This is a genomic window from Geodermatophilus sp. SMS 5-13 (assembly GCF_059428245.1).
In genome coordinates, this window is sequence record NZ_CP165729.1 from 3,365,337 (window position 1) to 3,391,221 (window position 25,885).

26 protein-coding genes are annotated in these 25,885 nt (G+C 72.7%); 14 read left to right on the forward strand and 12 right to left on the reverse strand.

The window, feature by feature from the left end; genetic code table 11:
* Positions 1 to 2: 2 nt before the first annotated feature.
* Positions 3 to 557 (forward strand): antibiotic biosynthesis monooxygenase, encoded by a 555-nt coding sequence (locus AB3388_RS16270; protein ID WP_495406340.1) that lies wholly within the window; start codon positions 3 to 5, stop codon positions 555 to 557.
* Positions 558 to 572: 15 nt separating this feature from the next.
* On the opposite strand, the gene AB3388_RS16275 is transcribed toward AB3388_RS16270, so the two are convergent.
* Complete coding sequence (locus AB3388_RS16275; protein ID WP_495406341.1) at positions 573 to 1,331, reverse strand: competence protein CoiA family protein; 759 nt, start codon at positions 1,329 to 1,331, stop codon at positions 573 to 575.
* A 201-nt stretch (positions 1,332 to 1,532) separates the two neighbouring features.
* Here AB3388_RS16275 and AB3388_RS16280 point away from each other — a divergent pair, with 201 nt between their 5' ends.
* Both AB3388_RS16280 and AB3388_RS16285 read left to right on the forward strand, forming a co-directional pair.
* Positions 1,533 to 1,724 (forward strand): hypothetical protein, encoded by a 192-nt coding sequence (locus AB3388_RS16280; RefSeq protein WP_495406342.1) that lies wholly within the window; start codon positions 1,533 to 1,535, stop codon positions 1,722 to 1,724.
* Positions 1,725 to 1,862: 138 nt separating this feature from the next.
* Positions 1,863 to 2,132 carry a hypothetical protein gene (locus AB3388_RS16285; RefSeq protein ID WP_495406343.1) on the forward strand — a complete coding sequence of 90 codons (270 nt, stop codon included), beginning with the start codon at positions 1,863 to 1,865 and terminating at the stop codon, positions 2,130 to 2,132.
* A gap of 43 nt (positions 2,133 to 2,175) precedes the next feature.
* Here AB3388_RS16285 and AB3388_RS16290 read toward each other — a convergent pair whose 3' ends face one another.
* Positions 2,176 to 2,682, reverse strand: a complete 507-nt coding sequence (locus AB3388_RS16290; protein ID WP_495406344.1) for a hypothetical protein — start codon at positions 2,680 to 2,682, stop codon at positions 2,176 to 2,178.
* Between the two features lie 956 nt (positions 2,683 to 3,638).
* Between AB3388_RS16290 and AB3388_RS16295 the strand changes: the two genes are divergently transcribed.
* Positions 3,639 to 4,148 carry a hypothetical protein gene (locus tag AB3388_RS16295; RefSeq protein WP_495406345.1) on the forward strand — a complete coding sequence of 170 codons (510 nt, stop codon included), beginning with the start codon at positions 3,639 to 3,641 and terminating at the stop codon, positions 4,146 to 4,148.
* A 49-nt stretch (positions 4,149 to 4,197) separates the two neighbouring features.
* Positions 4,198 to 4,749 carry a GPP34 family phosphoprotein gene (locus AB3388_RS16300; protein ID WP_495406346.1) on the forward strand — a complete coding sequence of 184 codons (552 nt, stop codon included), beginning with the start codon at positions 4,198 to 4,200 and terminating at the stop codon, positions 4,747 to 4,749.
* A gap of 26 nt (positions 4,750 to 4,775) precedes the next feature.
* Here AB3388_RS16300 and AB3388_RS16305 read toward each other — a convergent pair whose 3' ends face one another.
* Both AB3388_RS16305 and AB3388_RS16310 read right to left on the reverse strand, forming a co-directional pair.
* A complete protein-coding gene (locus AB3388_RS16305) occupies positions 4,776 to 6,032 on the reverse strand; it encodes an IS256 family transposase (protein ID WP_495406347.1) in 1,257 nt (418 codons plus the stop codon).
* A 117-nt stretch (positions 6,033 to 6,149) separates the two neighbouring features.
* On the reverse strand, positions 6,150 to 6,464 hold the full coding sequence (locus tag AB3388_RS16310; RefSeq protein ID WP_495406348.1) for a hypothetical protein: 315 nt from the start codon (positions 6,462 to 6,464) through the stop codon (positions 6,150 to 6,152).
* A 488-nt stretch (positions 6,465 to 6,952) separates the two neighbouring features.
* Here AB3388_RS16310 and AB3388_RS16315 point away from each other — a divergent pair, with 488 nt between their 5' ends.
* The gene (locus AB3388_RS16315) at positions 6,953 to 7,558 is read left to right on the forward strand and encodes a dihydrofolate reductase family protein (RefSeq protein ID WP_495406349.1); all 606 of its coding nucleotides are present in this window, start codon (positions 6,953 to 6,955) and stop codon (positions 7,556 to 7,558) included.
* A 98-nt stretch (positions 7,559 to 7,656) separates the two neighbouring features.
* Here AB3388_RS16315 and AB3388_RS16320 read toward each other — a convergent pair whose 3' ends face one another.
* Both AB3388_RS16320 and AB3388_RS16325 read right to left on the reverse strand, forming a co-directional pair.
* Positions 7,657 to 8,358 carry a DUF308 domain-containing protein gene (locus AB3388_RS16320; protein ID WP_495406350.1) on the reverse strand — a complete coding sequence of 234 codons (702 nt, stop codon included), beginning with the start codon at positions 8,356 to 8,358 and terminating at the stop codon, positions 7,657 to 7,659.
* Between the two features lie 82 nt (positions 8,359 to 8,440).
* Positions 8,441 to 9,490 (reverse strand): zinc-dependent alcohol dehydrogenase, encoded by a 1,050-nt coding sequence (locus tag AB3388_RS16325; protein ID WP_495406351.1) that lies wholly within the window; start codon positions 9,488 to 9,490, stop codon positions 8,441 to 8,443.
* A gap of 9 nt (positions 9,491 to 9,499) precedes the next feature.
* Here AB3388_RS16325 and AB3388_RS16330 point away from each other — a divergent pair, with 9 nt between their 5' ends.
* On the forward strand, positions 9,500 to 11,218 hold the full coding sequence (locus AB3388_RS16330; RefSeq protein ID WP_495406352.1) for an IlvD/Edd family dehydratase: 1,719 nt from the start codon (positions 9,500 to 9,502) through the stop codon (positions 11,216 to 11,218).
* A gap of 88 nt (positions 11,219 to 11,306) precedes the next feature.
* On the opposite strand, the gene AB3388_RS16335 is transcribed toward AB3388_RS16330, so the two are convergent.
* Entirely contained in the window at positions 11,307 to 12,068 is a 762-nt protein-coding gene (locus tag AB3388_RS16335; RefSeq protein WP_495406353.1) for a dihydrodipicolinate synthase family protein, read from the reverse strand.
* A gap of 28 nt (positions 12,069 to 12,096) precedes the next feature.
* Between AB3388_RS16335 and AB3388_RS16340 the strand changes: the two genes are divergently transcribed.
* On the forward strand, positions 12,097 to 12,543 hold the full coding sequence (locus AB3388_RS16340) for an AAA family ATPase (RefSeq protein ID WP_495406354.1): 447 nt from the start codon (positions 12,097 to 12,099) through the stop codon (positions 12,541 to 12,543).
* A gap of 18 nt (positions 12,544 to 12,561) precedes the next feature.
* On the opposite strand, the gene AB3388_RS16345 is transcribed toward AB3388_RS16340, so the two are convergent.
* On the reverse strand, positions 12,562 to 13,398 hold the full coding sequence (locus AB3388_RS16345) for a nucleoside hydrolase (RefSeq protein ID WP_495406355.1): 837 nt from the start codon (positions 13,396 to 13,398) through the stop codon (positions 12,562 to 12,564).
* A gap of 131 nt (positions 13,399 to 13,529) precedes the next feature.
* Here AB3388_RS16345 and AB3388_RS16350 point away from each other — a divergent pair, with 131 nt between their 5' ends.
* The 6 genes from AB3388_RS16350 to AB3388_RS16375 all read left to right on the forward strand — a co-directional run bounded on the left by AB3388_RS16350 (position 13,530) and on the right by AB3388_RS16375 (position 20,486).
* Positions 13,530 to 14,087, forward strand: coding sequence for a quercetin 2,3-dioxygenase (locus AB3388_RS16350; RefSeq protein WP_495406356.1), 558 nt, complete (start codon positions 13,530 to 13,532; stop codon positions 14,085 to 14,087).
* Positions 14,069 to 14,998, forward strand: a complete 930-nt coding sequence (locus AB3388_RS16355) for an alpha/beta hydrolase fold domain-containing protein (protein ID WP_495406357.1) — start codon at positions 14,069 to 14,071, stop codon at positions 14,996 to 14,998. The genes AB3388_RS16350 and AB3388_RS16355 overlap by 19 nt, the downstream gene beginning before the upstream one ends.
* A gap of 14 nt (positions 14,999 to 15,012) precedes the next feature.
* Positions 15,013 to 15,864 (forward strand): fumarylacetoacetate hydrolase family protein, encoded by an 852-nt coding sequence (locus AB3388_RS16360; RefSeq protein ID WP_495406358.1) that lies wholly within the window; start codon positions 15,013 to 15,015, stop codon positions 15,862 to 15,864.
* Entirely contained in the window at positions 15,854 to 17,107 is a 1,254-nt protein-coding gene (locus AB3388_RS16365) for a DUF3500 domain-containing protein (protein ID WP_495406359.1), read from the forward strand. Before AB3388_RS16360 ends, AB3388_RS16365 begins: the two co-directional genes overlap by 11 nt.
* A gap of 160 nt (positions 17,108 to 17,267) precedes the next feature.
* Entirely contained in the window at positions 17,268 to 18,923 is a 1,656-nt protein-coding gene (locus AB3388_RS16370; protein WP_495406360.1) for an FAD-dependent monooxygenase, read from the forward strand.
* A 102-nt stretch (positions 18,924 to 19,025) separates the two neighbouring features.
* Positions 19,026 to 20,486 (forward strand): autotransporter outer membrane beta-barrel domain-containing protein, encoded by a 1,461-nt coding sequence (locus AB3388_RS16375; protein ID WP_495406361.1) that lies wholly within the window; start codon positions 19,026 to 19,028, stop codon positions 20,484 to 20,486.
* A 37-nt stretch (positions 20,487 to 20,523) separates the two neighbouring features.
* Here AB3388_RS16375 and uidA read toward each other — a convergent pair whose 3' ends face one another.
* From uidA to AB3388_RS16395, 4 genes are read right to left on the reverse strand one after another with little or no spacing between them, the layout of a single operon-like run.
* The gene (uidA, locus tag AB3388_RS16380) at positions 20,524 to 22,281 is read right to left on the reverse strand and encodes a beta-glucuronidase (protein ID WP_495406362.1); all 1,758 of its coding nucleotides are present in this window, start codon (positions 22,279 to 22,281) and stop codon (positions 20,524 to 20,526) included.
* Positions 22,282 to 22,306: 25 nt separating this feature from the next.
* A complete protein-coding gene (locus tag AB3388_RS16385; protein WP_495406363.1) occupies positions 22,307 to 23,140 on the reverse strand; it encodes an ATP-binding cassette domain-containing protein in 834 nt (277 codons plus the stop codon).
* A complete protein-coding gene (locus AB3388_RS16390) occupies positions 23,137 to 24,942 on the reverse strand; it encodes a dipeptide/oligopeptide/nickel ABC transporter permease/ATP-binding protein (protein WP_495406364.1) in 1,806 nt (601 codons plus the stop codon). Before AB3388_RS16390 ends, AB3388_RS16385 begins: the two co-directional genes overlap by 4 nt.
* Entirely contained in the window at positions 24,939 to 25,880 is a 942-nt protein-coding gene (locus tag AB3388_RS16395; RefSeq protein ID WP_495406365.1) for an ABC transporter permease, read from the reverse strand. The genes AB3388_RS16390 and AB3388_RS16395 overlap by 4 nt, the downstream gene beginning before the upstream one ends.
* Positions 25,881 to 25,885 lie beyond the last annotated feature (5 nt).

Below are 25,885 nucleotides of genomic sequence, written 5' to 3' on the forward strand. Positions count from 1 at the left end.
CCATGACCGGAACAGGCACCGACGGCATCACGGTCGTCGTCGCCCGCGAGGTGACGCCCGGTCACGAGGAGGAGTTCCACCGCTGGGTCGGCGACCTCCTCGGCGCCGCGCGGCGCTTCCCCGGCTACCTCGGCTCCGGGGTGCTCAAGCCGGTGGCCGGGGGCTCGGTGTGGCACGTGGTCTACCGGTTCGAGTCCCCCGAGCGGCTGGCCGGCTGGGAGCGCTCGACCATCCGCAGCCGGCTGCTGGAGCAGGGGTCGGCGTTCATGGAGACCGTCGCCGTCCGCCGGCTGGACGGGATGGAGGCCTGGTTCGAGCCGCCGGCGGCCGCGCCGAAGCCCCCGCCGCGCTGGAAGACGTTCGTGATGACGGCGACCGTCATCCTGCTGCTGCAGTTCCTGATCTCCACCGCGCTGCGGCCGCTGGTCGGCGACTGGCCGCTGTTCTTCCGCACCGCGGCGGTGATCGTCCCGCTCGTCGCGCTGATGACCTGGGTCGTGATGCCGCGGCTGTCGCGCGCGCTGGCCGGCTGGCTCTACCGGGGCAGCCGCGGCTGACCGCCTGACGGGGCGTCATGCCGGGAACGGCAGCTGGTCGAGGGCGCCCGTCCGTGCCGGCGCCTGCCGGGAGGCCCGCCGCGCCGCCGCACGCCGCTCGCTCGTGCGGGCGGCGTGCGCGCTCCGGGCCTCCGCGATGCCCGGCGCGGTGAAGCCGTCGGCGGTCAGCAGGCAGGCGGTCACCGGGATCCAGCGGATCCGCCCGTCGACGTCCCGCACGCCCACGAGCAGGCCCCGGTTCTGCCGCCGCAGCTCCAGGGAGAACCCGCGCACGGCGGCCTCGGTGGCCGCGGCGTCCCCGGCGCCGGGGCCGTAGAGCCAGGTGACGTGCCGGTGCTGCCGGCGATCGGCGTCACGCTCCCGCCAGGCGGCGTCCGGCAGCGACGCGAGCTGGACCTCGAGGACGGCGTCGAGCTCGTCCACGACGAGCTGCAGATCGGCCGCTCCGGCCTGCCCGAGCAGCGTGCGCGCCCGCGGCCGGTGTCCCTGTTCCTCGAGCCACCTGATCAGGGCGGGCTCGTAGCGCAGATGCTCGTACGCGCTGCCGGCGTCGGCACCGGACGTCGCGAACCGGCACCAGGAGTCCGCGTCGCGGTGGCGGAAGCCGTGGCCGGCCATCAGCCGCTCGCCGCAGCCACCGGCGCGCGTGGAGCACCAGAACCGTCCGCTGTAGTACGTCACGAGCCGACGCGCATCCGCCACGTCGTCGGGCAGCACGACCGCGTGCGTGCCCTCCGGCCCGTCTGTCACCGCCCACCGCAGTTCGCCGTCCACCTCGCCTCCCTGGCTCGGACGACGGCACCGTACGGGCGGCCACCGACAGAAACCGGGTCGACGGTCGAGGCCTGTCCTGCGGAGCTTGCGGTCGCCGTCCCTAAAGGCGGCCTATGGGACACCGCCGCACTCCGTCAACCGTCGGAGTGAAGTCCGCCGCTGCACAGGTCTGCCGGCAGTGAGCCTGCCTATGGTCTCGGCGTGCAGCGTCCCCAGAGCCCGACTGCTTGGGCCGCCGTCGCGGCCCTGCCTATCGCCCTCGTCGGCCTCGTGGTGATGGTGGTCGGAATGGCAGCAGGCAGCGACTGGTGGCTACTGGGCAGCGGCCTGGCCTCGCTTGCCATCCTGGTATCGACAGTGGCCCTGTTCCGGATGCAGACCCGGGGGAAGTAGGCCCGCTGTCTCGTAGTGGGCCGCTTGAGGACACCAGGCCGGGTCGCCGTGTGGGCCGCCTTAGGGCGACTGCGGCGGCGTACGCCGATGTGGTCACCGAGCCATGCTGTCCCCGTGTTACCCGATGAACCTTCCGGCATGACGCTGGGCGTCGTGCGCGACTGGGACGAGGAGACGGGGTGGGGAGTCCTCGACTCCGACGCCACCCCGGGCGGCTGCTGGGCGGGCTTCGAACTGATCGAGGCAGAGGGCTACAGGGCCCTGTCACCCGGCGAGCGCGTGAGCTTCACCTGGATTCCCCGGCCCCCACACCTCGCGCAACAGCTCTCGTATCCCTTCCGGGCAGTCCAAGTGCTCCGCGACAGCGGCCAAGCGGCCAGATCGTCACTTCCCCCGACCCAGCCCTGAATGGGCCGCTCTGGGACACCGACCGAAGCTCAGCCCGGCGGCCTTACGGCCAGTAGCGCATTTCCCGCTGGGCTGCGGCGCGTACCGACTCCAGGTCGATGCGGTATGCGGTCAGCGGCAGGTCCAGTGGTCTCCACTGCAGCAGCAGGGTCAATGCGTGGCCGTCGGGCAGTGGCCACAGCCAGAGCTCGACTTGCCGGTGCATCGCATCCGAGCCGCTCATTCCTGCGCCGCTGCGCTCCACCAGGACGGGCGGCTGTGGCAGCGGATCAAGACGGCCTAGCTCAAATCGATACAGGGCCCTGACCCGCCGCCCATCTGCGAGTTCGACTTCCATGCTCAGGGCACGCTCGTCGTCCGGTGGCAGGCCACGCGGACGCAAGCCGGTGAAGAAGGAGTTCTGCAACGACTCCCAGCGGTCCTTCCCGAGCGCACGCCGTCGAACCGCGAGTACAAGGCCAAGTGAGATCCCTGTCGAGTAGGCGGTGACCGCTCGCAGGCCGACGAACAGGTGCTCGTTGCGCACGACCGCTGCGTCGACCGGCACCACCCCACCCATGGTGTCCCGCGGGGGCCCCAGCCACTCCGGCGGGCCGAGTGGCGGAAGCTTCTCGGACGGATGCACGGCCGCATGGTGGCCGATACATCGCGGCACGCGACAGATGCTGGCGCCCTCGGCACGCCCGATGACCGACCGGCGCCCCTCAACCCGGTGTCCTCAAGTGGGCCGCTCAGAGACAGTTGGCCGGCTCGCTCGGAAGGCGGCTTCAGCGGCAGGGCCTCCAAGCCGATACTGCCAATGTGAGAGGCATGCCTGAGACGCCACGGTCGTTTCGACGGAACCTCGCGATCATCGTGGTTCTCTCGGTTTTCCTTCTCTGCGATGGTGTCGTGGATCTATCGATTGGCAAGGTCGGCCGCGGCAGTGCCGTTCTCTTCGGAGGAGTCGTCTTCATCAGCCTGGCCTATGTGCACTACAGGGATGGCCGGCAGCGTGGACTGCTCGGGGCGTCGCCACACAAGGACGGGGAGGAAGCGACGTAGTTGCATGCACGATGCGCGACGACCTATCCCTGAGTGGGCCGCTTGAGGACACGCCTCGCCTGCGCTTAAAGTGCCGCGCATGTCGGCGAGTCCGTGGAACGTAACGGCCGCCGACGACCCTGCGGTCAAACGGCTAAGGAACGTTGCGGCGCGACTCTTCTTGCTCACGTCTGCGCTTATCACGGTCGTCGTTTCATGGAGTGGTCTTCATGCGCTCTGGTTCATTGCCGGCGCCGTATATGCTGTCGGTTTGGCATTGACGATCGCGAGTGGAGTCGTCAAGCGGCGCATCGAGCGAGCAATGTGGCGTCGAGCGCGGTTCCAGGGGGATGGATCGCCTCCTGCAAGTCGCCCCTAGCGCGCCGCTCAGGGCGACCTGGCGGACGGCCCGCCCGAAGGCCGGGCCGAGCGGCCGTGCCGCACGCCTGACTGTTGGGCCCCATGGTGATGCACCATGACGCCGTGCGGCGCCCGCGGCGAAGGAGAGGACAGGACAGCCCGGAAGCCAGGGCGGCCCGGGCTCAGCAGTTGGCGGATGCGTCCCCGCCTGCGCGCGCCTTCCTCGCCGAGGTCATGTGGAGCAACTTTCTGCTCGTCATGTCGACGTCGGTAGAGCTCGTGGTCCCGGCGATTCGCGTTCTTGCGGGCAAGCGAGGCGTTCAGGCGGGATCGGCCATCGGGAGTCTGCTCTCGTTCGCGGGAGGGCTGGCGTATTTCAAGGTCACACTTCATCAGCCCGTCGGAGCAGGCCCGGCCAAGCGCTGGATCGACCGTGGAGTCATCTCTGCCGCCGTGCTGTTACCGGCCCTCGGCGCGACCGTCCCCCGCACGGTCGTGCTGCGTACGCGATCGCCGCTGTGGGGCTGGGCGCTCATGGCTGTAGTTCGCATCGCGGCGGCGAGCGTGCTGGCGGCTGACGCTGACAGCCTGAAGAAGCGCCAGGCGGTGTCGTCTACCGGCCAGGACGAGTGACGCCGCCTGCCGGACTGAGACGCCTTCGGCGTCGGTAGCGTGCCGCGCCGTGAACTGGCCCGACGGGGTGGCGGCGCGCCTGACCGCGCTGAGCCTCGACGCCAAGGGCCGACCCACCGTGCAACTGCTGGCCGCCGACGCGGTGCGCTGTGGCCTGCTGATAGACCTCGCGCTGGCCGGTCGACTCACGCTGACCGACGACAGCGTGGCCGTCGACGCCGCCCCGACGGGCTTCGGCGCAGCCGATGACCTGCTGACCGCGATCCGGAGCGAGTCGGAGCGCGCCCTCGACGCGTGGTTCGCCGACCGCCGCATCGGCCTGCACCGCTTCATCGACGAACTGGTGGACATCGGCAGTTGGGATGTGCGCCGGACGCTGCTTGGGCAGCATCGATACCGCGTCAAGAACGAGGCGCGGGTCGACCGCGACAAGCACTGGGACCTCACCCTGACCCCTTCCGTCTGGACGCCGGAGGACGCGGCGGTGGCGGCGCTGGGTTCCATGGCGCACCTGGTTGGCCGGTTCCGTCGGTTGGGCTATGTGGTTCCGCCTCCGGAGATTCCTGACTCACTGGGTCAAGCCCGCTGGCGTGGTGTGTGACGACTACCGCGTGATCTTCGGTTGGGTCAGGCGCTGAGCGCCGGGATCGTCGTCTGGGTGGTCACCTCCTCGGTGGCGTCGGCGGTGTCGGTGACGGGTCGGATGCGGCAGCGGGCGAGGACGTCGAGTCCGAGGTAGCGGCGGCCTTCGGCCCATTCGTCGTGCTGCTCGGCCAGCACCGCCCCAACCAGGCGGATGAGCGCGTCCCGGTCGGGGAAGATGCCGACCACGTCGGTGCGCCGGCGGATCTCCCGGTTGAGCCGCTCGGAGGGGTTGTTGCTCCAGATCTGCCGCCAGACCTCCTTGGGGAAGGCGGTGAAGGCCAGCACGTCGGCTCGCGCCCGCTCGAGGTGCTCGGCCACCCGGGGCAGCTTGTCGGTCAGGGCGTCGAGGACCCGGTCGAACTGGGCGTGCACCGAGTTCGCGTCGGGCTGGTCATAGACCGAATGCAGCAGCGCGCGCACCCACGGCCAGGACGCCTTCGGCGTGGCCGCCATCAAGTTCGCCGCATAATGCGTGCGGCAGCGCTGCCAGCCCGCACCCGGCAGGGTGGCGCCGATCGCGTCGACCAGACCGCGGTGAGCGTCGGAGGTCACCAGTTGCACCCCGGTGAGGCCGCGGGCGGTCAGGTCGCGGAAGAAGGCCAGCCAGCCGGCGCCGTCCTCGGCGGAGGTGACCTGCAGGCCAAGGATCTCCCGGTGCCCGTCGGCGTTGACCCCGGTGGCGACCAGGGCGTGCACGTTGACCACCCGGCCGCCCTCGCGGACCTTGAGCACGAGGGCGTCGGCGGCGAGGAACGTGTACGGGCCGGCATCCAGCGGGCGGTGGCGGAAGTCGGCGACCTGGGCGTCGAGGTCCTTGGCCATCTCGCTGACCTGCGACTTCGATAGCCGGGTGATCCCGAGGGACTCGACGAGCTTCTCCATCCGGCGCGTGCTCACGCCGAGCAGGTAGCTAGTGGCCACCACGGTGGTCAGCGCCCGTTCCGCCCGGCGGCGGCGCTCGAGCAGCCAGTCGGGAAAGTAGCTGCCCGACCGAAGCTTGGGGATCGCCACGTCCAGCGTGCCGGCGCGGGTGTCGAACTCCCGGAGCCGATAGCCGTTGCGCACGTTGGTCCGCTCGGCCGAGCGGGCGCCGTACTCCGCGCCGCAGACCGCGTCGGCCTCGGCGCTCATGAGCGTGTTGATGAACGTGGTCAGCATCTGGCGCAGCAGGTCAGGGCTGGCCTGGGCCAGCTGCTCGTCCAGAAAGCGGGCAGGGTCGATACTGGAAGGGGCGGTCATCGCGTCGAACTCCTGGGGCTGTGGAAGGTATCCAGAAGATCACGCGGTGGCCGCCTCTACGTGCAAGGCCCGCTACTCACCGGGGCCGTCGCACACCACCTTGGTGGACGCCACTACTCACTGCTCCGGGCCGCTGAGGAGCAGGAGTGGATGCTCAGGGCCGGTGTCGACTTCCTGCGCGACATGCGGGCGCGGTACCGCTTCCGCGATGCCGTATTCAGTGCCGGCGGTTCCCTCCAGTATCCCTAAATGGGCCGCTTGGGGGCACCCCGGCGGACTCGCCCCGGTGATCGCTTCAGGGGCGTTCGGGGTGAGCCAGGCGAGCGGCAGAGGCCGATAGGGTCGATCGGTGCCCAGCAGCCACGACAAGCCGGAAGGCCGGAACAGGCGGCTAACAGCCGACAAAGTCGTGAGCCTGGTGGTGACAGTCATCGCCGTCTTCCTCGCGAGCCTGGGGTTCTGGGTTGCCGCCGTCGTGATCTTCGTCCTGGGCGTGGTATTCGGCGCTGTGCTGCTACTGCGACGCGAGAGAGCCCACCGTGAGGACCGGCCACGGGGAACTTGAGGTGTCCCCAAATAGGCCGCTCAGGGCGACAGGAGATCCGGCTCAGTCTCACGTCAATCCGCGGCGAACTCCCAGAATCGCCCATCGCGACTAACGACGATGCCCACGCCGCTGTTGGTGACGCATATGGCTTCCGCGCCGTGACGCTGGCCATTCGGCGGCCGATCAGGAGTGCCACGACGCGAGGATCTCGTCGTCGCCGATACGGACTCTCACCTCCTCCATGTCGAGATCTACCTGCTAGAACTCGGGACGTTGCAGCGTCATGGGCTTCCTCGTTGCCCCACAGCGCAGCCGATGAGTTCGTGGCTCCCGGCCGGTCCAAGCTCGTGACACCCGAGGAAGGGACACCGCCATGTCGGAGCTTCTCGTCGATTTCATCACCTCCCTCGACGGCTACGCATCGGGAGAGGGATGGCCCGGGTTCTGGGGCCTCGAGGGCCCGGAGTACCTCGCATGGCTCGGCGAGCAGCCCGAGGTCACCTACCTGATGGGAGCGAACACCTACCGCCTGATGTCGGGCTTCGCCGCCGGCGAGGTCCCGAACGGCCAGGCCGAGTTCAGGCCCGAGGAAGAGGCGTCCGTCGACGGGCTCACGCAAGCGTCCAAGGTGGTGTTCTCCTCCTCACTCGAGGAGCCGCTGACGTGGGCCAACTCCACGCTCGTCCGCGACGACGCCGTCGAGGCGGTCCGCGCCATGAAGTCGAGTGGCTCGGGGCTCCTCAGCACAATCGGCAGCCTCAGCCTGTGCCGGTCCCTGTTACGAGCCGGACTCGTCGACCGCTTCCGGGTCGGGATGTTCCCGGTGATCACCGGGGCCACGGGCGCGGAGCGCATCTACGACGGCTATCCGGACGTCGCCCTCGAGATGATCGAGCACCGCACCTTCGACGGCCGCATCCAGCTGGTCGAGTACAAGCCCCGCGTGCTCGAGCACCCACCCCTCGGTGCCCCCGCGTGACGTCTCTGTGCTGTGCCGTCCGCGGCGAGATCTGCGGTCTCGTGGCTTCCGGGGCCGGGTAGTCACGAGACCGCGCATCTCGGCGAGGCGGCCGTGCCTCAGACGGCCGGCGTTTCTGTCGCGGCCGTGCTCTCCGTCGTGGCCGGCGTCCGCCGCTCCTGGCGCGGGATGGCCGCGGAAGGCTCCTCGGCAGCCGGCTCCGGGAGCAGCCCCTCCTTGCCCATCCGCCGCAGCGAGAAGGCCAGCATGACGTCGGAGATCGCGCGGAAGATCGCCATGATGCCGACCCACAGCAGGATGAAGGCCGCGCGCTGGGCGAGGTTCCAGATCCGGTCGGACGACGAGACCCAGATCGCCAGCAGGATGAACAGGCCGCCGGTGACCAGCTCCAGCCACCAGTGCGGGGTCTCGTCCCTGAGGGCGATGCCGCGCGCCAGGGTGACGAGGCCCTCCAGGAACAGCAGCAGGCCGAGGACCGAGGCGAGGGCGAAGAAGGTGTTGATCGGGCGGATGAACGCCCAGAGCGCGCCGAGCGCGAAGAACACCGCCAGGACGATGTGCAGCACCTTCCAGCCGCCGTTGACCGCGGCCGCCAGCGCCCCCTCGTTGATCGCCGCCATGGCGAGCACGAGGCCCACGAGCACGCCGACCGCCACCAGGGACGCGTAGTCGGCGCGGAACACCACCCAGGCGATGATCACCCAGGCGCCGGCGGCGACCAGCGGCACCCACCACCACTTGGCCGCTTTCTCCTGGAGCATGCCCTCCACCGGGCTGCGCGCAGCGGTTCCGGTGACCATGGCTCCTCCTTCGGACAGGTAGGCGCCGGTCGTCGGTGCCGGCGGCCAGTGGGAAACCTCCCGCCGCCGCCGGCCGCCGGCCTCATCCCGCGGGGACGACGCTCGGGTCGACGTGCACCTTCGGACCGCGCCCCGAGCCCTCCGGTCGCCGTCCCGCCAGCACGTCGCCGACCAGGTCGAGGCCGACGGTGGCCGCGACCAGGGGCCGCGGGTCGACCTCGCCGCTCGCGTATGCGGCGATCGCGGGCTCCAGGCCGGGCGAGGCCGACAGGATCCCGAGCGCCGTGACGTCCTGGAGCAGCAGCGTCCGGGTGTCGATCGTGCTCGGCGTGCCGGCGATCCCGATGTAGACCACCCGGCCGGCGGGCTCCACCAGGTCGAGGGCGACCGCGGGCGAGGCGACGTGCGTCGAGGCGTCGACGACGGCGTCGAACGGCAGGTCCGGCAGGGTGTCCCGGCTCCACGCGGAGCCGAACCCGAGATCGCGGGCGAACGCCAGCGACGCCTCGGTGACGCCCAGCAGGTGCACCTCGGTCCCGGCCGCGCGCAGGAACATCGCGGTCAGCAGCCCGATCGTCCCGGGGCCGATGACCAGCGCCCGGTCGCCCGGGCCGGCGCCGGCGGCGCGCGCCGCCCGCCAGGCGTTGCCGCCCGGCTCGACCAGCGCGCCGAGGGTTGCGTCGACGGCGTCGGGCAGCTCGTGCAGCGACCACGCGGGGACGGCGAGCTGCTCGGCCAGCGCGCCGTGCCGGCCGCCCCGGATCCCGACCTCCTGGCGGGCCTCGCAGACGTGCTGGTTGCCGCGGCGGCACCGCCGGCAGACCCGGTCGCCGAGCATCGTGTCGCCCATGACCCGCCGGCCCAGCCAGCCGGCGTCCACGCCGTCCCCGACCGCGGCGACGCGGCCGCACCACTCGTGCCCCGGCCGCAGCGGATAGGAGGAGTGCCCGGTGTGCAGGTAGGTCAGCTCGCCGGTGAACAGCTCGACGTCGGTGCCGCACACGCCGACCCGCTCGACGTCGACCACCACCTCACCGGGCCCGGCGACCGGGACCGGTACCTCCTGCACCGCGCACTCGCCGGGTCCGGAGAGGACGACCGCGCGCATGGTCTGGACACGAGACGAGGACACAGCGCAAGGATGGCGGCCGTGACCCTGCGCAGTGCCCAGTGGTACTCGGGCGACATCCGCAACGCCTACATCCACCGCGCCTGGATGCGCCGCGGCCTGCACGACGACGCGTTCGAGCGACCGCAGATCGCGATCGCGAACACCGCCTCGGACCTCGTGCCCTGCAACTCCCACCTCACCGAGGTGGCCGCCGCCGTGCGCGACGGCGTCCACGCGGCCGGCGGCACCCCGCTGGAGATGCCCGTGCTTGGCCTGGGCGAGACGCAGGTCCGCCCGACGGCGATGCTCTGGCGCAACCTCGCGGCGATGGAGATGGAGGAGATGTTCCGCGCCAACCCGGTCGACGGGCTGGTGCTGCTCGGCGGCTGTGACAAGACGATCCCGTCGCTGCTCATGGCCGCGGCCTCGGTCGACCTGCCCGCCGTCGTCGTCCCCGGCGGGCCGATGCTGACCGGCACCTTCCGCGGCGTGCCGATCGGCTGCGGCACCGACGTCTTCCGGCTCTCGGAGGAGGTGCGGGCGGGCACGCTGTCGGCGGAGGAGTTCGCGCGGTCGGCCACGGCCATGATCCGCAGCCGCGGCCACTGCAACACCATGGGGACGGCGTCGACCATGGCGCTGGTCGCCGAGGCCCTCGGCACCGTCGTCCCCGGGGTCGCCGGCACCCCCGCCGCGGACAGCCGGCTGCTCGAGGCCGCGCACGGCACCGGCCGGCTGGCCGTGGAGATGGTCGCCGCCGACCGCCGGCCGTCGACCTTCCTGACAAAGGCCTCGTTCGCCAACGCGATCGTGGCCCTGGCCGCCATCGGGGGTTCCACCAACGCCGTCGTCCACCTGCTGGCGATCGCCGGCCGGCTGGGCATCGACCTGACCCTCGACGACTTCGACCGGATCGGCTCCGGCGTGCCGGTGCTGGTCGACCTGCTGCCGGCCGGCCGGTTCCTCATGGAGGACTTCCACCGCGCCGGCGGCCTGCTCGCCGTCCTCTCCGAGGTGCGCGACCTGCTCGACCCCGGCGCGCTCACCGTCACCGGCAAGCCGCTGGTCGAGTACCTGGACGACGCCCCGGTCTGGGACCCGGAGGTCATCCGGCTGCGCCGGGAGCCGCTGGTCGACCACGGCGGCATCGCCGTGCTGCGCGGCAACCTCGCGCCCGACGGCGCGGTGATCAAGCCGGCCGCGGCCTCACCGCACCTGATGCGCCACCGCGGCCGGGCGGTCGTGTTCGACTCGATCGAGGACTTCACCGCGCGCATCGACGACCCCGGCCTCGACGTCGACGCCGACTCGGTGCTGGTGCTGCGCGGCTGCGGGCCCAGGGGCTACCCCGGCATGCCCGAGGTGTCGAACATGCCGCTGCCCAAGAAGCTGCTGGAACAGGGCGTCCGCGACATGGTCCGCGTCTGCGACGGCCGCATGTCCGGCACCGCCTACGGCACCGTCGTCCTGCACGTGGCGCCCGAGGCCGCCGCCGGCGGGCCGCTGGCCCTGGTGCGCACCGGGGACGTGATCAGCCTGGACGTCGACGCCCGGCGGATCGACGTCGAGGTGGACGACGCCGAACTCGCCGCCCGCACCCCGAACGAGGCGACCGTCACCGGGTTCGCGAACCCGCGGCGCGGCTGGGAGCGGCTCTACGTCGACCACGTCTTGCAGGCCGACACCGGCGCCGACCTGGACTTCCTCGTCGGCGCGAGCGGCTCCGAGGTCAGCCGCGAATCGCACTGAGAAAGGACCCCGTCCTCCCCACCCTTCGCACGCTCAGGGCGGGACCCGGGACGGGGCCGTTCCAGCACGTCACCACGCGACGGCCGGGTCAGCCGCCGACCCGGGTGACCACGGAGATGCCGAAGCGCTCGGCCGCCGCGCGCTTGTAGCCGGCCGGGAAGTCGACGGAGGCGGCGCGGTCGGCGGCCGCCGCGCGCACCTGGGCCGCGCCGTCCCCGGCGAAGGCGGCGACGCACTCCTCGGGCGCGACGTTGGCGGCGGCGACCAGCGCCCCCGCGGCGCCGATCGCGCCGGAGAGCCCCATGAGGCTCGCCGCACCGGTCCAGAGGTCGCCGGCGAAGATCTCCCGCTCGTGCAGCAGCCGGGCGGCGTCGCCGGAGGAGTCCTTGAGCCCGGCCACCGGCAGCTCGGGCAGCAGGTCCAGCGGGATGCCCGGCGCCGCGGCGCCCGGGAAGTGGTAGGCCAGCAGCGGGCCGGCGGCGGCCTGCGCCACGGTGTCGTAGTAGCGCCGCGGGTCGGCCACCCCGGGCGGCGACAGCGCCAGGACGGCGTCGGCGCCGGCGTCGAAGGCCCGCTCGGTGAGCGCCGCCGCCTGCCGGCCGGTCGGGGCACCGGTCCCCGCGATGACCGGCACGCCCGCCGGCAGCGCGGCGCGCGTGGCGGCGACCAGCTCGCTCCGCTCGTCCGGGGTGAGCGTGGCCGCCTCCCCCGTCGTCCCGGCGACCAGGACGGCGGTCACGCCGAGGTCGACCAGCCGGGCGGCGAACTCGGCGGTCGCCTTCGCCTCCAGGGCGCCGTCCTCGTCGAACAGGGTGACCAGCGCGACGCCGACGCCGGTGAACACGGGCATGCCTGCATCCTGCTCTAGCGTGCCCGTCGTGGCGCGCGTGCTCGTGACGGGGATGTCCGGGACGGGGAAGAGCACCGTGCTCGCCGAACTCCGCCGCCGCGGGCACCTCGCGGTGGACACCGACTACGACGGCTGGGTGCTCCCGGACGGCACCTGGGACGAGCGCCGGATGGCGGAGCTCCTCGCCGGGCAGCCCGACCTGGCCGTCTCGGGGACCGTGGACAACCAGGGCCGGTTCTACGACCGGTTCGAGCACGTCGTCCTGCTCAGCGCGCCGCTTCCCGTGCTCCTCGAGCGGGTGACGACGCGGGACAACCCGTACGGCGCGACGGCCGAGCAGCGGGCGGAGATCGCGCGCTACGTCGAGACGGTCGAGCCCCTGCTGCGCCGGCGAGCGTCCCTCGAGCTCGACGGGCGACGTCCGCCGCGGGCGCTCGCCGACATCATCGAGGTGCTGGTGACCGGCACGCCGTGACCGGCGGCGGAGCGCCCGTCAGCGGCGACGCTCGTGCAGGCGCAGCCGCGCGAGCAGATCGGCCACCAGCATCCGGACGTCGACGGAGGTGTAGACCCGGCCGTTCGGCGTCGTCCGGTAGTCGCTGGACTCGTCGCCCAGGGCCGTGACCAGCACCGGCGGGCTGTCCCCGAGCGGCCAGACGCCGCCGACCTCGATGAAGTCCGGCAGCGGCAGCTCGGTGAACCGGGTCCACAGCCACTCGCCGACCCGGCCGCTGCCGCCGAGGTCGGCCTCCAGCTCGGCCACCGAGTAGGCGCAGCGGCGGTAGGTCTCCAGGGGGAACTGCCAGATCGTCAGCCCCGGGGTGGCGAACACGAACTCGGCGGCCGCCGGGTCGGTGTCGCGGTTGTACTCGTCCGCGGCGGGGTCGAGCGCGCCCCCGATCCAGACCAGGGTCAGCCGCGCGGCGATGTCCGGCGTCTGCCGCAGAGCCTGGGCGACGTTGGTCAGCGGACCGCCGCAGACCAGGAACAGCGGCAGCGGGTCGTCGCGGAGGGCCTCGGCCACGATCGCGTCCGCCGCGGCCGAGGGGGCACCGCCGGCGCCGAACGGTCCGTTGCTGCCGGCGTGCACCGGCGGCGCCTCCGGCATCCCGATCAGGTCGACCAGTTCCCGCGCCAGCGCGGCGCCGTCCGTGGCGCCTTCCGGCGCGCCGAAGATCGGATTGATGAACGAGCTGGTCACCGCGGCGACGCGGTTGGTCGGCGACAGCAGGTGGTGGGCCAGCGCGACCAGCCCGTCGGGATCGCCGGACCAGTCGTTGTCGACGACCACCCGGCTCTGCACGCCGAGGCGCAACTGGGGGGAGCTCACGACCGGCCACTGTGTCCGCCGCCGCACCGCGACTCCAGGATCGTTTCCGCTCAATGGCACGTAGCTGGGACCCGGTGACGGCGGTCACCGATGCTTCGACCCGTCACCGTCGACCCGCACCGGGAGAACGCATGAGCTTCGAGTACCTGATCGACCCCGCGAAGGGCCCGCAGTGGAAGGGCGCCCTCCCCGGCAAGCCCCGGCCCTACGTGCTCCGCCGCGGCGAGGGCGAGACCGCCATGCTCTTCGGCGACCTGTTCACCGTGCTGCTCTCCGGCGACGAGACCGAGAACCAGTTCGGCATCATCACCGCCGACTCCCCCGCCGGCGACGTCATCCCGACGCACTCGCACAACGCCACCCACGAGACCTTCTACGTGCTCGAGGGCAAGGTCCGGCTGTTCTTCGAGGACGAGGAGGGGCAGAAGCAGTCGTCGCTGCTCACCCCCGGCGACTTCGGGTTCGTGCCGGCCGGCTTCGCGCACGCGTACCAGATCGTCGAGGACGCCCGGATGATGGGCACCCTCTCCGGCGGCTTCGAGCGGTTCTTCCAGCACATGGGCACGCCGACCGACCACGCCACCAAGGACCAGCCGCCGTTCATCCCCGACTTCCCGCGCATGCAGGCCGCCGCGCAGCAGCACAACATGCAGTTCATGCCGGACTACACGTGGCCGACGCAGGACTGACGCCCCCGGTCCTCCCGCTCCCCCCGCCCGCGCACGAGCTCCCGCTGCCCGCGCCGCACGCCGGCGCGGGCGGCACGCGGCACCTCCTCGGCGTGCCGTACGCGGCCATCCCGGGGATCCGCCCGCTGGAGCTCGACCTGGTGCTGCCGGCCGAGTCGGACGGCCCCGTGCCGGTCGCCGTCTTCCTGCACGGCGGCGGCTGGCGGCTGGGCAGCCGGCACGCCGTCGGCCCGGCCTACCGCGGCGCGGACCCGACCCCGTTCGAGCGGCTGGCGCAGGCCGGTATCGCCGTCGCCGGCGTCGACTACCGGCTCTCCGGCGAGGCGACCTGGCCGGCCCAGCTGCACGACGCCAAGGCCGCCGTCCGCTGGCTGCGCGCCCGCGCCGGCGAGCTCGGCATCGACCGCGAGCGCATCGCCGCGTGGGGCGAGTCGGCCGGTGGGCACCTCGCCGCGCTGCTCGGCCTGGTCAGCGATCCGGCGCTGGAGGGCGGGATCGGCATGACGGGGACGTCGAGCGCGGTCGCCGCCGTCGTCGCCTGGTACGCGCCGACCGACCTCGCCGGCTTCGCGGCCGACGCCGGCACCGACCCGGGCGACCCGTCGACCCGCGAGGCGCAGCTGCTCGGCGCCGCGGTGTCCGACGTCCCGGAGCGGGCGGCCGAGGCCAGCCCGGTCACCCACGTGACCCCGGACGCGCCGCCGTTCCTGCTGCTGCACGGCGCGGCCGACCGGTTCATCCCGGCGGTCCAGAGCGAGCGGCTGCACGGCCTGCTCGTGGAGGCCGGCGTGGCGGCCGAGCTGGACCTGTACGCGGACGCCGACCACATGTGGCTCGGCTCCCCCGAAGCGGCCGAGCAGGCGCTCGCCCGCACGATCGACGTCCTGCGCCGACGCTTCGGCGTCCGCTGAGAGGAAGAGCAACGATGAGGATCGTCGGCATCCGCCGGGACGGCGGACCGGTCGAGGTGGCCGCGCTGTCGGAGGACGGCGCGCAGGTGACCGTGGTCGCCGGGCTCGATGAGTTCTGGGCCGACGCGGCCGGGCACCTCTCCGGCACCCCGGCCGGGGCGACCGCGGACGCGGCTGACGTCGAGTTCGTGCCCCCGGTGCTGCCCGGCGCCCGGGTGATCTGCATCGGGCTGAACTACCTCAAGCACGTCGCCGAGGGGTCGTTCGCCGGCCAGGAGCTGCCGCCGTACCCGACTCTCTTCGCCCGCTGGACGCAGTCGCTGACCGTCGGCGGCGCCGGGGTGCCGGTGCCGTCCAACGAGGACGGGCTGGACTGGGAGGGCGAGGTCGTCGCCTACGTCGGCGCGACGCTGGTGGACGCCACCCCGGACGAGGCGCTGGCCGCCGTCGTCGGCTACTCGACCTTCAACGACCTCACCTCGCGCCGGGCGCAGAAGCTCACCAGCCAGTGGATCCTCGGCAAGAACGGCGACGCCTCCGGCCCGCTCGGCCCGCTGGTGCCGGCGGCCGAGGTGGGCGACCTGCGCGACGGCCTGCGGGTGCAGACCCGGGTCAACGGAGAGGTCGTCCAGGACGGCCGGACCGACGAGATGGTCTACACGGTCGGCGACACGCTCTCCCTCATCTCGCACACGTTCACGCTGCGGCCGGGTGACCTGCTCGCCACCGGCACGCCGTCCGGGGTCGGCTACGCCCGCGAGCCGCAGTGGCTGCTGCACCCCGGCGACGTCGTCGAGGTCGAGGTCGAGCGGCTCGGCGTCCTCACCAGCCCCGTCGTCGAGAACGGCACCCGTCATGTCCGGTGAGTACCGGCAGTACCTGTTCCCGCACGACCACCCGCGGCTGGCCGAGGTCCGCGGCATGGACCCGCACACCTACGGCGACTTCTCGAAGAAGCCCGGCACGTTCACCGGCGGCCTGGTCGAGGGCTGGACGCCGCTGTACCTGAACGAGTTCCGCGGGGTCACCGAGGACGGCGTCCCGCGTGAGGGGCTGTACGACCTGACGCCGGCGGAGCCCGGTGAGGAGGCGCCGGTCGCGGCGATGGTCGAGGCCGCCAACGCCCTCCTCGAGGTCCTGGACGACGACGGCCGCAAGCGGATCTCCTTCGCCGTCGACGCGGTCGAGTGGCAGACCTGGGCCAATCCGGAGTTCCTGCAGTTCGACACCGGCCTGCGGCTCGATCTGCAGCCCGAGGTCGTGCGGGAGAAGGCCTTGGCGCTGGTCCGCGCGTCGCTGAGTCCCGAGGGGTTCCGGCTCGCCCACGCGATGATGCTGGTCAACGGCTTCCTCGGCGAGGTCGTCGACCTCGAGACCGTGCTCAACGCGTGGAGCTACAACATCGCCCTGTACGGCGACCCCGACGGGCGCGCACCGTGGGGCTGGCAGCTCTACGGCCACCACTGCGCGGTCAACTGCCTGGTCGTCGAGGGCCGCATGGTGCTCTCCCCCGTCTTCCTCGGCGCCGAGCCCGACGAGATCGACGCCGGCCCGCACGCCGGCCTGCGCGACCTGTTCGCCGACCGCGTGCAGCACGGGCTCGACCTGATGGCCGCCCTGACCGACGAGCAGCGCGACCGGGCCACCACGTACGCGCAGTTGGTCGACCCGGCCATGCCCGAGGGCCGGGTGCACCCCGGCGACGAGCGGCACCTGGCCGGCGCCTTCCAGGACAACCGGGTCATCCCGGTCGAGGGCGTCCGCGTCGCCGAGCTGCCCCTGGCCGCGCAGCGGGCTGCACTGGCCATCGCCGAGTCGTTCGTCCGGCTGCTGCCGGAGGGCCCGCGGCGGGCGCGGATGCGGGAGATCGAGGCGCACCTCGGCGAGACCTGGTTCTCCTGGATCGGCGGCGCGCGGCCCGGCGACGTCTTCTACTACCGGCTGCAGTCGCCGGTGCTCATCGCCGAGCTCGACCACCACTGCGGCGTCTTCCTCGACTACGACACCCCGCAGCCGTTCCACGTCCACACCGTGCTGCGCACCCCGCACGGCAACGACTACGGCCGCGCCTGGGTGCGGCAGTGGCAGGAACGGAACCGGACGGTCTGAGAACTCCGGCGTCGCCCTTCCGGCCAATGGCAACGGGGTCGGAAGGGGTGACCCCGGCCACCCATGCTGTGACTGCGCTGAGCGAGACCGGTCCGGTCCCGGCGCAGCTTCCCGCACGTCCGCCCGCCCCAGCGGGCGGTGCCCCACGACAGGAGATCCGATGACCGCCGTGCCCGCCCGCGTCCCGGTGCTGATCGTCGGCGGCGGCCCCAGCGGCCTGGCCGCCGCGATCGAGCTCGGCCGGCGCGGCATCGAGGTGCTCGTCGTGGAGCCCCGCACCGAGCGCGACCCGCTGCGGCCCCGGGCGAAGACCACGAGCGTGCGGACGATGGAGCACCTGCGCCGCTGGGGCATCGCCGACCGGCTGCGCGCGGCCGCTCCCCTGCCGGTGAGCCACGCCCAGGACGTCGTCTTCTGCACCGGCCTGTTCGGCCACGAGATCACCCGCTTCCGCAACGCCTTCGGCCTCTGGACGACGCCGCAGGACATCGCCGCCGAGCCCAGCCAGCAGGCGCCGCAGAACGTCGTCGAGGACGTGCTCGCCGAGGCCGCCGCCGCGCTGCCGAGCGTCACGCTGCTCTCCGGCTGGCGGGCCATGTCGGTGGTCGACGGGCCGCGGGAGGCCCGCGCCGGCCTCGAGGCGCCCGACGGCAGCCGGCACGAGGTCCTCGCCGAATACCTGCTCGGCTGCGACGGCAGCAGCGGCATCAGCCGGGCCGCGATCGGCGCCCGCTACGAGGGCTCCTCGGGCGTGGTGCCGAACATGTCGGTCACCTTCCGCAGCCGCGCGCTCGAGGAGCGCCCGCTGTGCGCGCTCGGCGTGCACTACTGGGTGATCGGCGCCCGGCGCGGCGGTCTCATGGGCCGGCTCGACCTCGACGGCACGTGGTGGGCGATCGTGCAGGGCGTCGACGAGAACACCCGGGACGTCGACCCGGTCGCCCTGGTCCGCGACCTGGTCGGCGCCGAGATCGACGTCGACGTGCTGGCCACCGACCCGTGGTCGGCGCGCATGCTGCTGGCCAACAGGTACCGCGGCGAGCGGGTGTTCCTCGTCGGCGACGCCGCGCACCTGAACCCGCCGTGGGGCGGCCACGGCTTCAACACCTGCGTCGGCGACGCGGTCAACCTGGGCTGGAAGCTGGCCGCGGTGCTGCAGGGATGGGCGCCGGAGTCGCTGCTGGACAGCTACGAGCCCGAGCGCCGGCCGATCGCGCAGCGCACGATCGACGCGGCGGGCGGCCAGGAGGCGTTCCTCGCGCCGTCCTTCGCCGCCGCCGAGCTCGGCGCCGACGGCCCGGCCGGGGACGCGCTGCGCGCCCGGGTGGCCGAGGCGCTGCAGGTCAAGGACCCGGAGTTCCACAGCCTCGGCCTGGTGCTCGGCTCCGACTACCCGGACTCGCCGATCGTCGTCGCCGGCCGCGAGCCCCAGCCGGCGCCCGAGCTCAACCGGTACGCGCCGTCGTCCCACCCCGGAGCCCGGCTGCCGCACGCCTGGCTGCCCGACGGCTCATCGGTCTTCGACCTGCTCGGCGACTGGTACACGCTGATCCGGCTCGCCCCGGACGCCGACGCCGCGCCGTTCCTCGACGTCGCCGCGCGCGCCGCCGTCCCGATGCGGCTGCTCGACCTGGTGCACCTGCCGAAGCTGCGCACCTTCTACGGCAGCGACCTGCTGCTGGTCCGGCCGGACCAGCACGTCGCGTGGCGCGGCACCGCGGACGCCGACGTCGACGCCGTGCTCGACGTCGCTGTCGGCCGCGGGCCGCGGCCGGCGGTCGCCCATGGGGACCGGAGCGCCCCCGCGCTGCGCTGACTCCTGCCGCGCGGTGACGTCGCCGTGACAACGTCGCCCAACACTGGCCGCCGCTCGCAGGAGCGGTGCGGAGCTGCTGCGATCCCGGCTCTTGGAGGATCGATGGTCAGCATCAAGGGTGACGACGACGGCAGCGGCTTCGGCGTGCAAGGCCAGAGCCCCACCGGCACCGGGGTCGTCGGAGAAGGCCCTCAGTGGGCGGGCGTCGTCGGGACGAGCGTGACGGGCTCGGGAGTCTCGGCGTTCAGCGACCAGGGCGCCGGCGTGCTGAGCGTGAGCAACGCCGGGCCGGCGGTCTCCGGAGAGAGCACCAGCAACGACGGCGTCCTCGGGCGCTCGCAGAGCGGACGAGGCGTCGCCGGGTCGTCCACCTCGGGCGCGGGCGTGAGCGGGCGGAGCTCCACGGGCGTCGGCGTCAGCGGGGAGAGCTCCTCGGACAACGGCGTCCTCGGCAGCGCCACCGCAGACAGCGCCGCGGGGGTGTTCGGGCGAAATGCCGCCGAGCAGGGAGGAAACGGGGTCGTCGGTCTCGCCTCCGGGCTCGGCGGGATCGGTGTGTTCGGGCACGCGGACACGCGCGGCGTCGGAGTCGTCGGGCAGGGTGCCACCGGCATGCTCGCGCGGGGTGACAGTGGGCCCGGCATCGACGCCAGGAGCACACAGGACCACGGCGTGATCGGCGGCGCCGAACGGGAAGGCTTCGCGGGGGTCCTCGGGACCAGCGACGAGTTCGCCGGGGTACTCGGCCGGACGGAATCGGCCACCTCGCCGGGCGTGCAAGGGGAGAACCGCGCACGGGGAACCGGCGTCCTCGGCATCACGAACGGGCCGTCCGGCGCGCTCCCCGCCATCGCGGGGGTGAAGGGGGTCTCGGAGGCCGACGCACCCGGGATACAGGGAGAGAGCGCGCACGGCGCCGGCGTCTTCGGCTCCTCCGTCGACGACGACGGTGTCTACGGCCAGGGAAAGATCGGCGTCTCCGCTTTCGGGACGACACTTGGCGTGCAAAGTCTCGGCGGTCTGGCTTGTCTGGGGACCGGCAACTTCTGGGGAAACGTCGACGTCCTCGGCAACCTCACGGTGACTGCCGGGACGAAGCAGTTCGTCATCGACCACCCGCTGGACCCTGAGCGCAGCTACTTGCGGCACGCCGCTGTGGAAGCGCCGGCACTCAAGACCCACTACGACGGCACCGTAGGGCTCGACGACGAGGGTCGTGCGCGCGTCGAACTCCCGGAGTGGTTCGGGCGCCTCAACAGCGATCTCTGCTACCTCGTGACGTCCCTCGGGTCTGCAGCACCGGACCTGCACGTGTCGGCGGAGTACGACGGCGCCGGCTTCGACATCGCCGGGGGGCGGCCGGGCGGCCGCGTGTCCTGGCAGGTGACCGGAGTCCGCATCGACCCCTCAGCGCAACGGCATCCCCTGGTCATCGAAGAGGAGAAGCCGCCCGACGAGGTCGGCACCTACCTCGACCCTGTGGCCTATGGCCGGCCCGCGGACGCTTCGGTGCCATGGGTCAGGAGGTTGATGGCTGCCCAGGCGGCCAGAGCCGAGCACTGACCGGCGCGCGGCCTCCCGGCACTGCGGGGCGGCGGGCTCAGCCCCGCCCGCCCCGCCAGCGGCGGCGCAGGGCGAACGCGGCGGCCTTGGGACGGCGGTCCCGGGTGAAGACCCCCTTCTTGTTGCCGTCCACCCGGGTGATGCCCGAGGAGGTGGCGAAGTCGGCGAAGTTCCACACCTGCTCGCCGACGACGGCGTCGACCCGGTCGAAGACCCGGTGGTACATCTCCAGGAAGTCGACCTGGTACTCCTCGCTCCACGGCTGCGGGGTGACCGAGTGCAGCCCGGCCAGGGTGTCGGCGCCGTACTCGGTGATGATGATCGGCTTCCCCTCGCCGGCCCAGGCCTCGAGCTCGGCCTGCAGCGCCGGCTCCGCGCCGGCCAGGTCGCCGGTGAAGACGTACCAGCCGAAGTAGCGGTTGAGCATGAGGACGTCGGCGAACGGGTGCAGGACGTCCTTGCCGTGCGGCGCGAGCATCACGTTCGCGTAGCCCACCGGGCGCGTGGGATCCAGCTCCTTCGTCAGCGCGAACAGCGGCTCGAAGTACTCGCGCGCCCCCTCGGTGTCGGACTCCGGCTCGTTGGCGATGCTCCACAGGACGACGCTCGGGTGGTTCTTGTCGCGCGCGACGAGCTCGCGGATCGCCTGCGCGTGCACCTCGCGGGCGGTGTCGTCGATCGTCTCCGCCGAGAAGGTCGGGACCGCCGGACCGCCCCAGATCCCGCCGGCCAGACCCATGTTCTGGCCCACGGCGGCCGTCTCGTCGATCACGACGATCCCGTGCCGGTCGGCGTGGTCCAGCACCTCCTCCGCGTACGGGTAGTGCGAGGTCCGGAAGGAGTTGGCGCCGATCCAGTCCAGCAGCGCGAAGTCGTGCACCATCAGCGCGTCGTCGTGGCCCTTGCCGCGGACCGCGGCGTCCTCGTGCTTGCCGAAGCCGGTGAAGTAGAACGGCTCGCCGTTGATCAGGAACTGCGTGCCGCGCACTTCCACGGTCCGGACGCCGACCGGCAGCGTGTAGCTGTCCACGACCTCGCCGCCGTCGGTCAGCTCGACCCGCAGGTCGTAGAGGTACCCCTCACCCGGCCGCCACGGGTGGACGTCGGCCACGGTCAGGACGCCGTCGGCACCGGTGGCCGCCGCGACCTCTCCGCCCTCGGCGTCGCGGAGGACCGCCCGCACGTCGCCGTCGGCGTCCACGCGGTAGTCGACCGTGCCCGTGGCACCGTCCAGGCCGGTGCGCACCGTGATGTCGCGGATGAAGGCCGGCGGGGTGCTGGACAGCCACACCGACCGGTGCAGGCCGGCGTAGTTGAAGAAGTCGTGGAAGTACTTCTGCCTGCCGTTCTCGACCAGGCCCGGCGGCACCGAGCGCCAGGTGAGCCGGTTGTCGACGACGACGGTGATCCGCAGCTCCTGCCCGGGGCGGACGTGCTCGGTGACGTCGGCCTCGAACGGCGTGTAGCCGCCCTCGTGCCGGGCCACCTCCACGTCGTCCACCCAGACGACGGCGCGGTGGGTGGCCGAGTCGAAGCGGAGCACGACCCGCTGCCCGGCCCAGCCGCGGGGAACGCGCGCCACCGTCTGGTACCAGGCGTCGCCGACGTGGTCGCGCACCGCCGCGTCGGCGAGGACGTCGTTGTAGCTGGCCGGCACCGGCATGTCGCGGGCCTCGGCGAGCGGCGACCGCCACCAGCCCGCGTCCCTGCCGACCCCGTCGGTGTCGAGGCGGAACCGCCAGAGCCCGTTGAGGCTCTTGCGCTCGCGGGTGGGGCCGTCCTGGGGGCGGAGCATGGGTGTTCCTCTCGCTGGTGGCGGGTCAGGCCGCGGCGGGCTCGGCGAGTTCCCGCCGCGCGTCGCGGCGGGCGGCCTGGCGGTCGGGGTCGGGCACGGGTGAGGCCAGCAGCAGCCGCTGCGTGTACGGGTGCCGGGGCGAGCGGGTGACCTGCTCGGCGTCCCCCTGCTCCACCAGCTCGCCGCGGTAGAGGACGGCGACCCGGTGGCTGACGTGGCGGACGACGTCCAGGTCGTGCGAGACGAACAGGTAGGAGACGCCGGTGTCGCGCTGGATCTCCAGGAACAGGTCCAGCACGCGGGCCTGGGTGGACAGGTCGAGCGCGCTCACCGGCTCGTCGCAGACGATCAGCCGCGGCCGCAGGGCCAGCGCCCGGGCGATCGCGATCCGCTGCCGCTGGCCGCCGCTGAACTCCCGGGGCAGCCGGTGCATGGCGTCGGCCGGCAGGTGCACCCGGTCCAGCAGCTCCTGCACCCGCCCGCGGGCCTCGGACCCGGCGATCCCCTGGACCGAGAGCGGCTCGGCCAGGATGTCGCCGATCGTGCGGGCCGGGTTGAGCGAGCTGTACGGGTCCTGGAACACCACCTGCAGGTCGCGGCTGAGCACGCGCCGCTCCCGGCGGGAGGCCGAGGTGATGTCCCGGCCGGCGAAGACGATCCGGCCCTCGCTCACCGGCGCCAGCCCGAGGATGGCCCGGCCGATCGTGGTCTTGCCCGAGCCGGACTCCCCCACCAGGCCGAGCGTCTCGCCCTCGGCCAGCCGCAGCGAGACGCCGGAGAGGGCCTGGAACGGCTTCCCGAGCCGCTTCTTCGGCCGGAAGCGGACGACGAGGTCGTCGACCGCCAGCAGGGTGCTCATCGGGTGACCTCCAGATCGGGCACGCCCCACACCGGCGCGGTGGTGAGCGGCGTCAGCGGCGGCTTGTCCTCCAGCATCGAGTCCAGCAGCGAGCGGGTGTACGGGCGCCCCGGGGTGCGCAGGATCGTCCGCGCCGGCCCCTCCTCGACCACGTGGCCGGACTGCATGACCACGACCCGGTCGCAGATGTCGGCGACCACGCCGAAGTTGTGGGTCACCAGGAGCACGCCCAGGTCCAGCCGCTGCTGCAGACCCCGCAGGACGTCGAGCACCTCGGCCTGCACGGTGACGTCGAGGGCGGTGGTCGGCTCGTCGGCGATGATCAGGTCCGGCTCGCAGCTGATCGCGCCGGCGATGAGCACGCGCTGCGCCATGCCGCCGGAGATCTCGTGCGGATAGGCGGCCATGGTCCGTTCCGGGTCGGCGATGCCGACGCCGGCCAGCAGGCCGAGCGCCCGCCGCCGGGCCTCGGCCGTGGAGATGCCGAGCAGCTTCGCCATCGGCCGGGTGAGCTGGTAGCCGATGGTGAACGCCGGGTCGAGGTTGCTCATCGGCTCCTGCGGGATGTAGCCGATCCGCCGGCCCCGCAGCGGGCGGAGCCGGTCCTGCGCGACGGCGCCGTCCCCGGGGGCGACTGTGTACTCGCCGTCGAACTGGATCGTCCCGCCGGTGACGACGGCGTCGTCGGGCAGCAGGCCGAGGACGGCGAACGCCGACTGGGTCTTGCCGGAGCCCGACTCGCCCACGACGCCGAGCACCTCGCCGCGGTCGACGGTGAACGAGACGTCCGCGACGACCGGCGTCACCGAACCGTCGGCCTGCGGGTAGCCGACGCCGAGCCCCGACACCTTCAGCAGGTGGTGCTCGGTGCCCGCCTCGACGGGGGCCGGGGCGCGACGGGGGGCCGCGGGGACGGGTGCCTTCGCCGGCTTCGCCCGCTCCGGGTCCTCGACGGCGTCGCGCAGCGCGTTGCCCAGCAGCACGAGCGCGGCGGTGGTGAGCCCGATGGCCAGCGCCGGCCACAGCAGGTTCAGCGAGGTCTGGAACATGCTGCGGAAACCGTCGCTGAGCATGCTGCCCCAGCTCGCCACCCGCGGATCGCCCAGCCCGAGGAAGTCCAGGCCGGACTGCACGCCGATCGCCACTCCGCACACCACGGCCGTGTGGATGATCAGCGGCGCGCGGACGACGGAGAGGATGTGCCGGCGCAGGATCCGGCCGTCGCTCAGCCCCGAGACCCGGGCGGCGTCCACGTACAGCTCGCCGCGCACCGCCTGCACCGCGGTGCGGGTGAGCCGGTAGTAGCCCGGGCTGAGGATCACGCCGAAGGCGATCATCGCGATCCACACCGACGGGCCGAGGGCGGCGCGGACGGTGAGCAGCAGGATGATCCCGGGCAGCGCCAGCAGCACGTTGGTCACCCAGTTGGCCGCGCCGTCGAACAGGCCGCCGAAGTAGCCGGCCAGCAGCCCGGTGGGCACCCCGACGACAAGGGCGACCGCGACGCAGAGCAGCGCGGCGAGCAGCGTCGTCCGGCCGCCCACGAGCAGCCGGCTCAGGATGTCGCGGCCCCCGCTGTCGGTGCCGAGCAGGTTGTGCGCGTCCGGCGCGGCCAGAACCTTGGCGATGTCGGCGAAGTTCGGGTCCAGCGGCGCCAGCCAGGACGCGAGCAGCCCGGCGAGGAACACCACCACCAGGACGGTGACCGCGGCCATCCCGAGCGGGTTGCGCCGCAGCCGGCGGCCCAGCGACGCGCGGGTGATCGGGGCCGCCGTGGGAGCGGCCTGCAGGGTCTCGCTCATGCGACACGCACCTTGGGGTTGAGCCAGCCGTTGGCCAGGTCGACGAGCAGGTTGACGAGGATGACGACGCCGACGGTGACGACGACGACGCCCATCACCAGCGGCAGGTCGCCGGTCGTCGTCGCCTGGACGGCGAGGGTGCCGATCCCCGGCAGCGCGAAGACCTGCTCGAGGACGACGACCGCGCTGAGCATGCCGATGAACTGCAGGCTCAGCACCGTCAGGCCGGTGGGCGCGGCGCTGCGCAGCACGTGCCGGGTGAGGATCTCCCGCTCGGGGAGGCCGCGGCTGCGCAGGGTCCGCACGTAGTCCAGGCCGTACTGCTTGATCACCGCGCTGCGGACCTGCTGGGCGGTGCTGGTGAGCCCGTTGATCAGCAGGGCGACGACCGGGAGCGTCAGCGAGGCGGCCCACGCCCCGGCGCCCGCGCCCGGGCTCATCGTGCTCACAGCGGGGAACCAGCCGAGCTGGAGCGCGAACACGGCGACCAGCAACAGGCCGATCAGGAAGCCGGGGATCGCGGTGCCGACCACGGCGCCGAGCTGCACCAGCCGGTCGGCCCAGCCTCGCTTGACCGCCGCGAGGGTGCCGAGGGCGGTGGCCGCCACGGCGATCAGCGCGATCGCCACGACGAGCATGGTCAGCGTGACCGGCAGCCGCGTGGCGAGCGCGTCGACGACCGGCTGCCGGTTGAACCACGACCGGCCGAAGTCGCCCTGCACGGCGCCGGCCCACCAGTCGGCGAGCCGGCCGAGCAGCGGCCGGTCGAGGCCCAGCTCGGCTTCCTTCGCCGCGAGCTGGTCGGCCGTGGCCTGCTCGCCCAGGATGTTCCGGGCGATGTTCTCGGACGAGTAGAAGAGCAGCCCGAAGGTCAGGCAGCAGACGGCGACCAGGACGACGAGTCCGGATCCGAGTCGCCGGAGGACGAAGGACAGCATGGCAG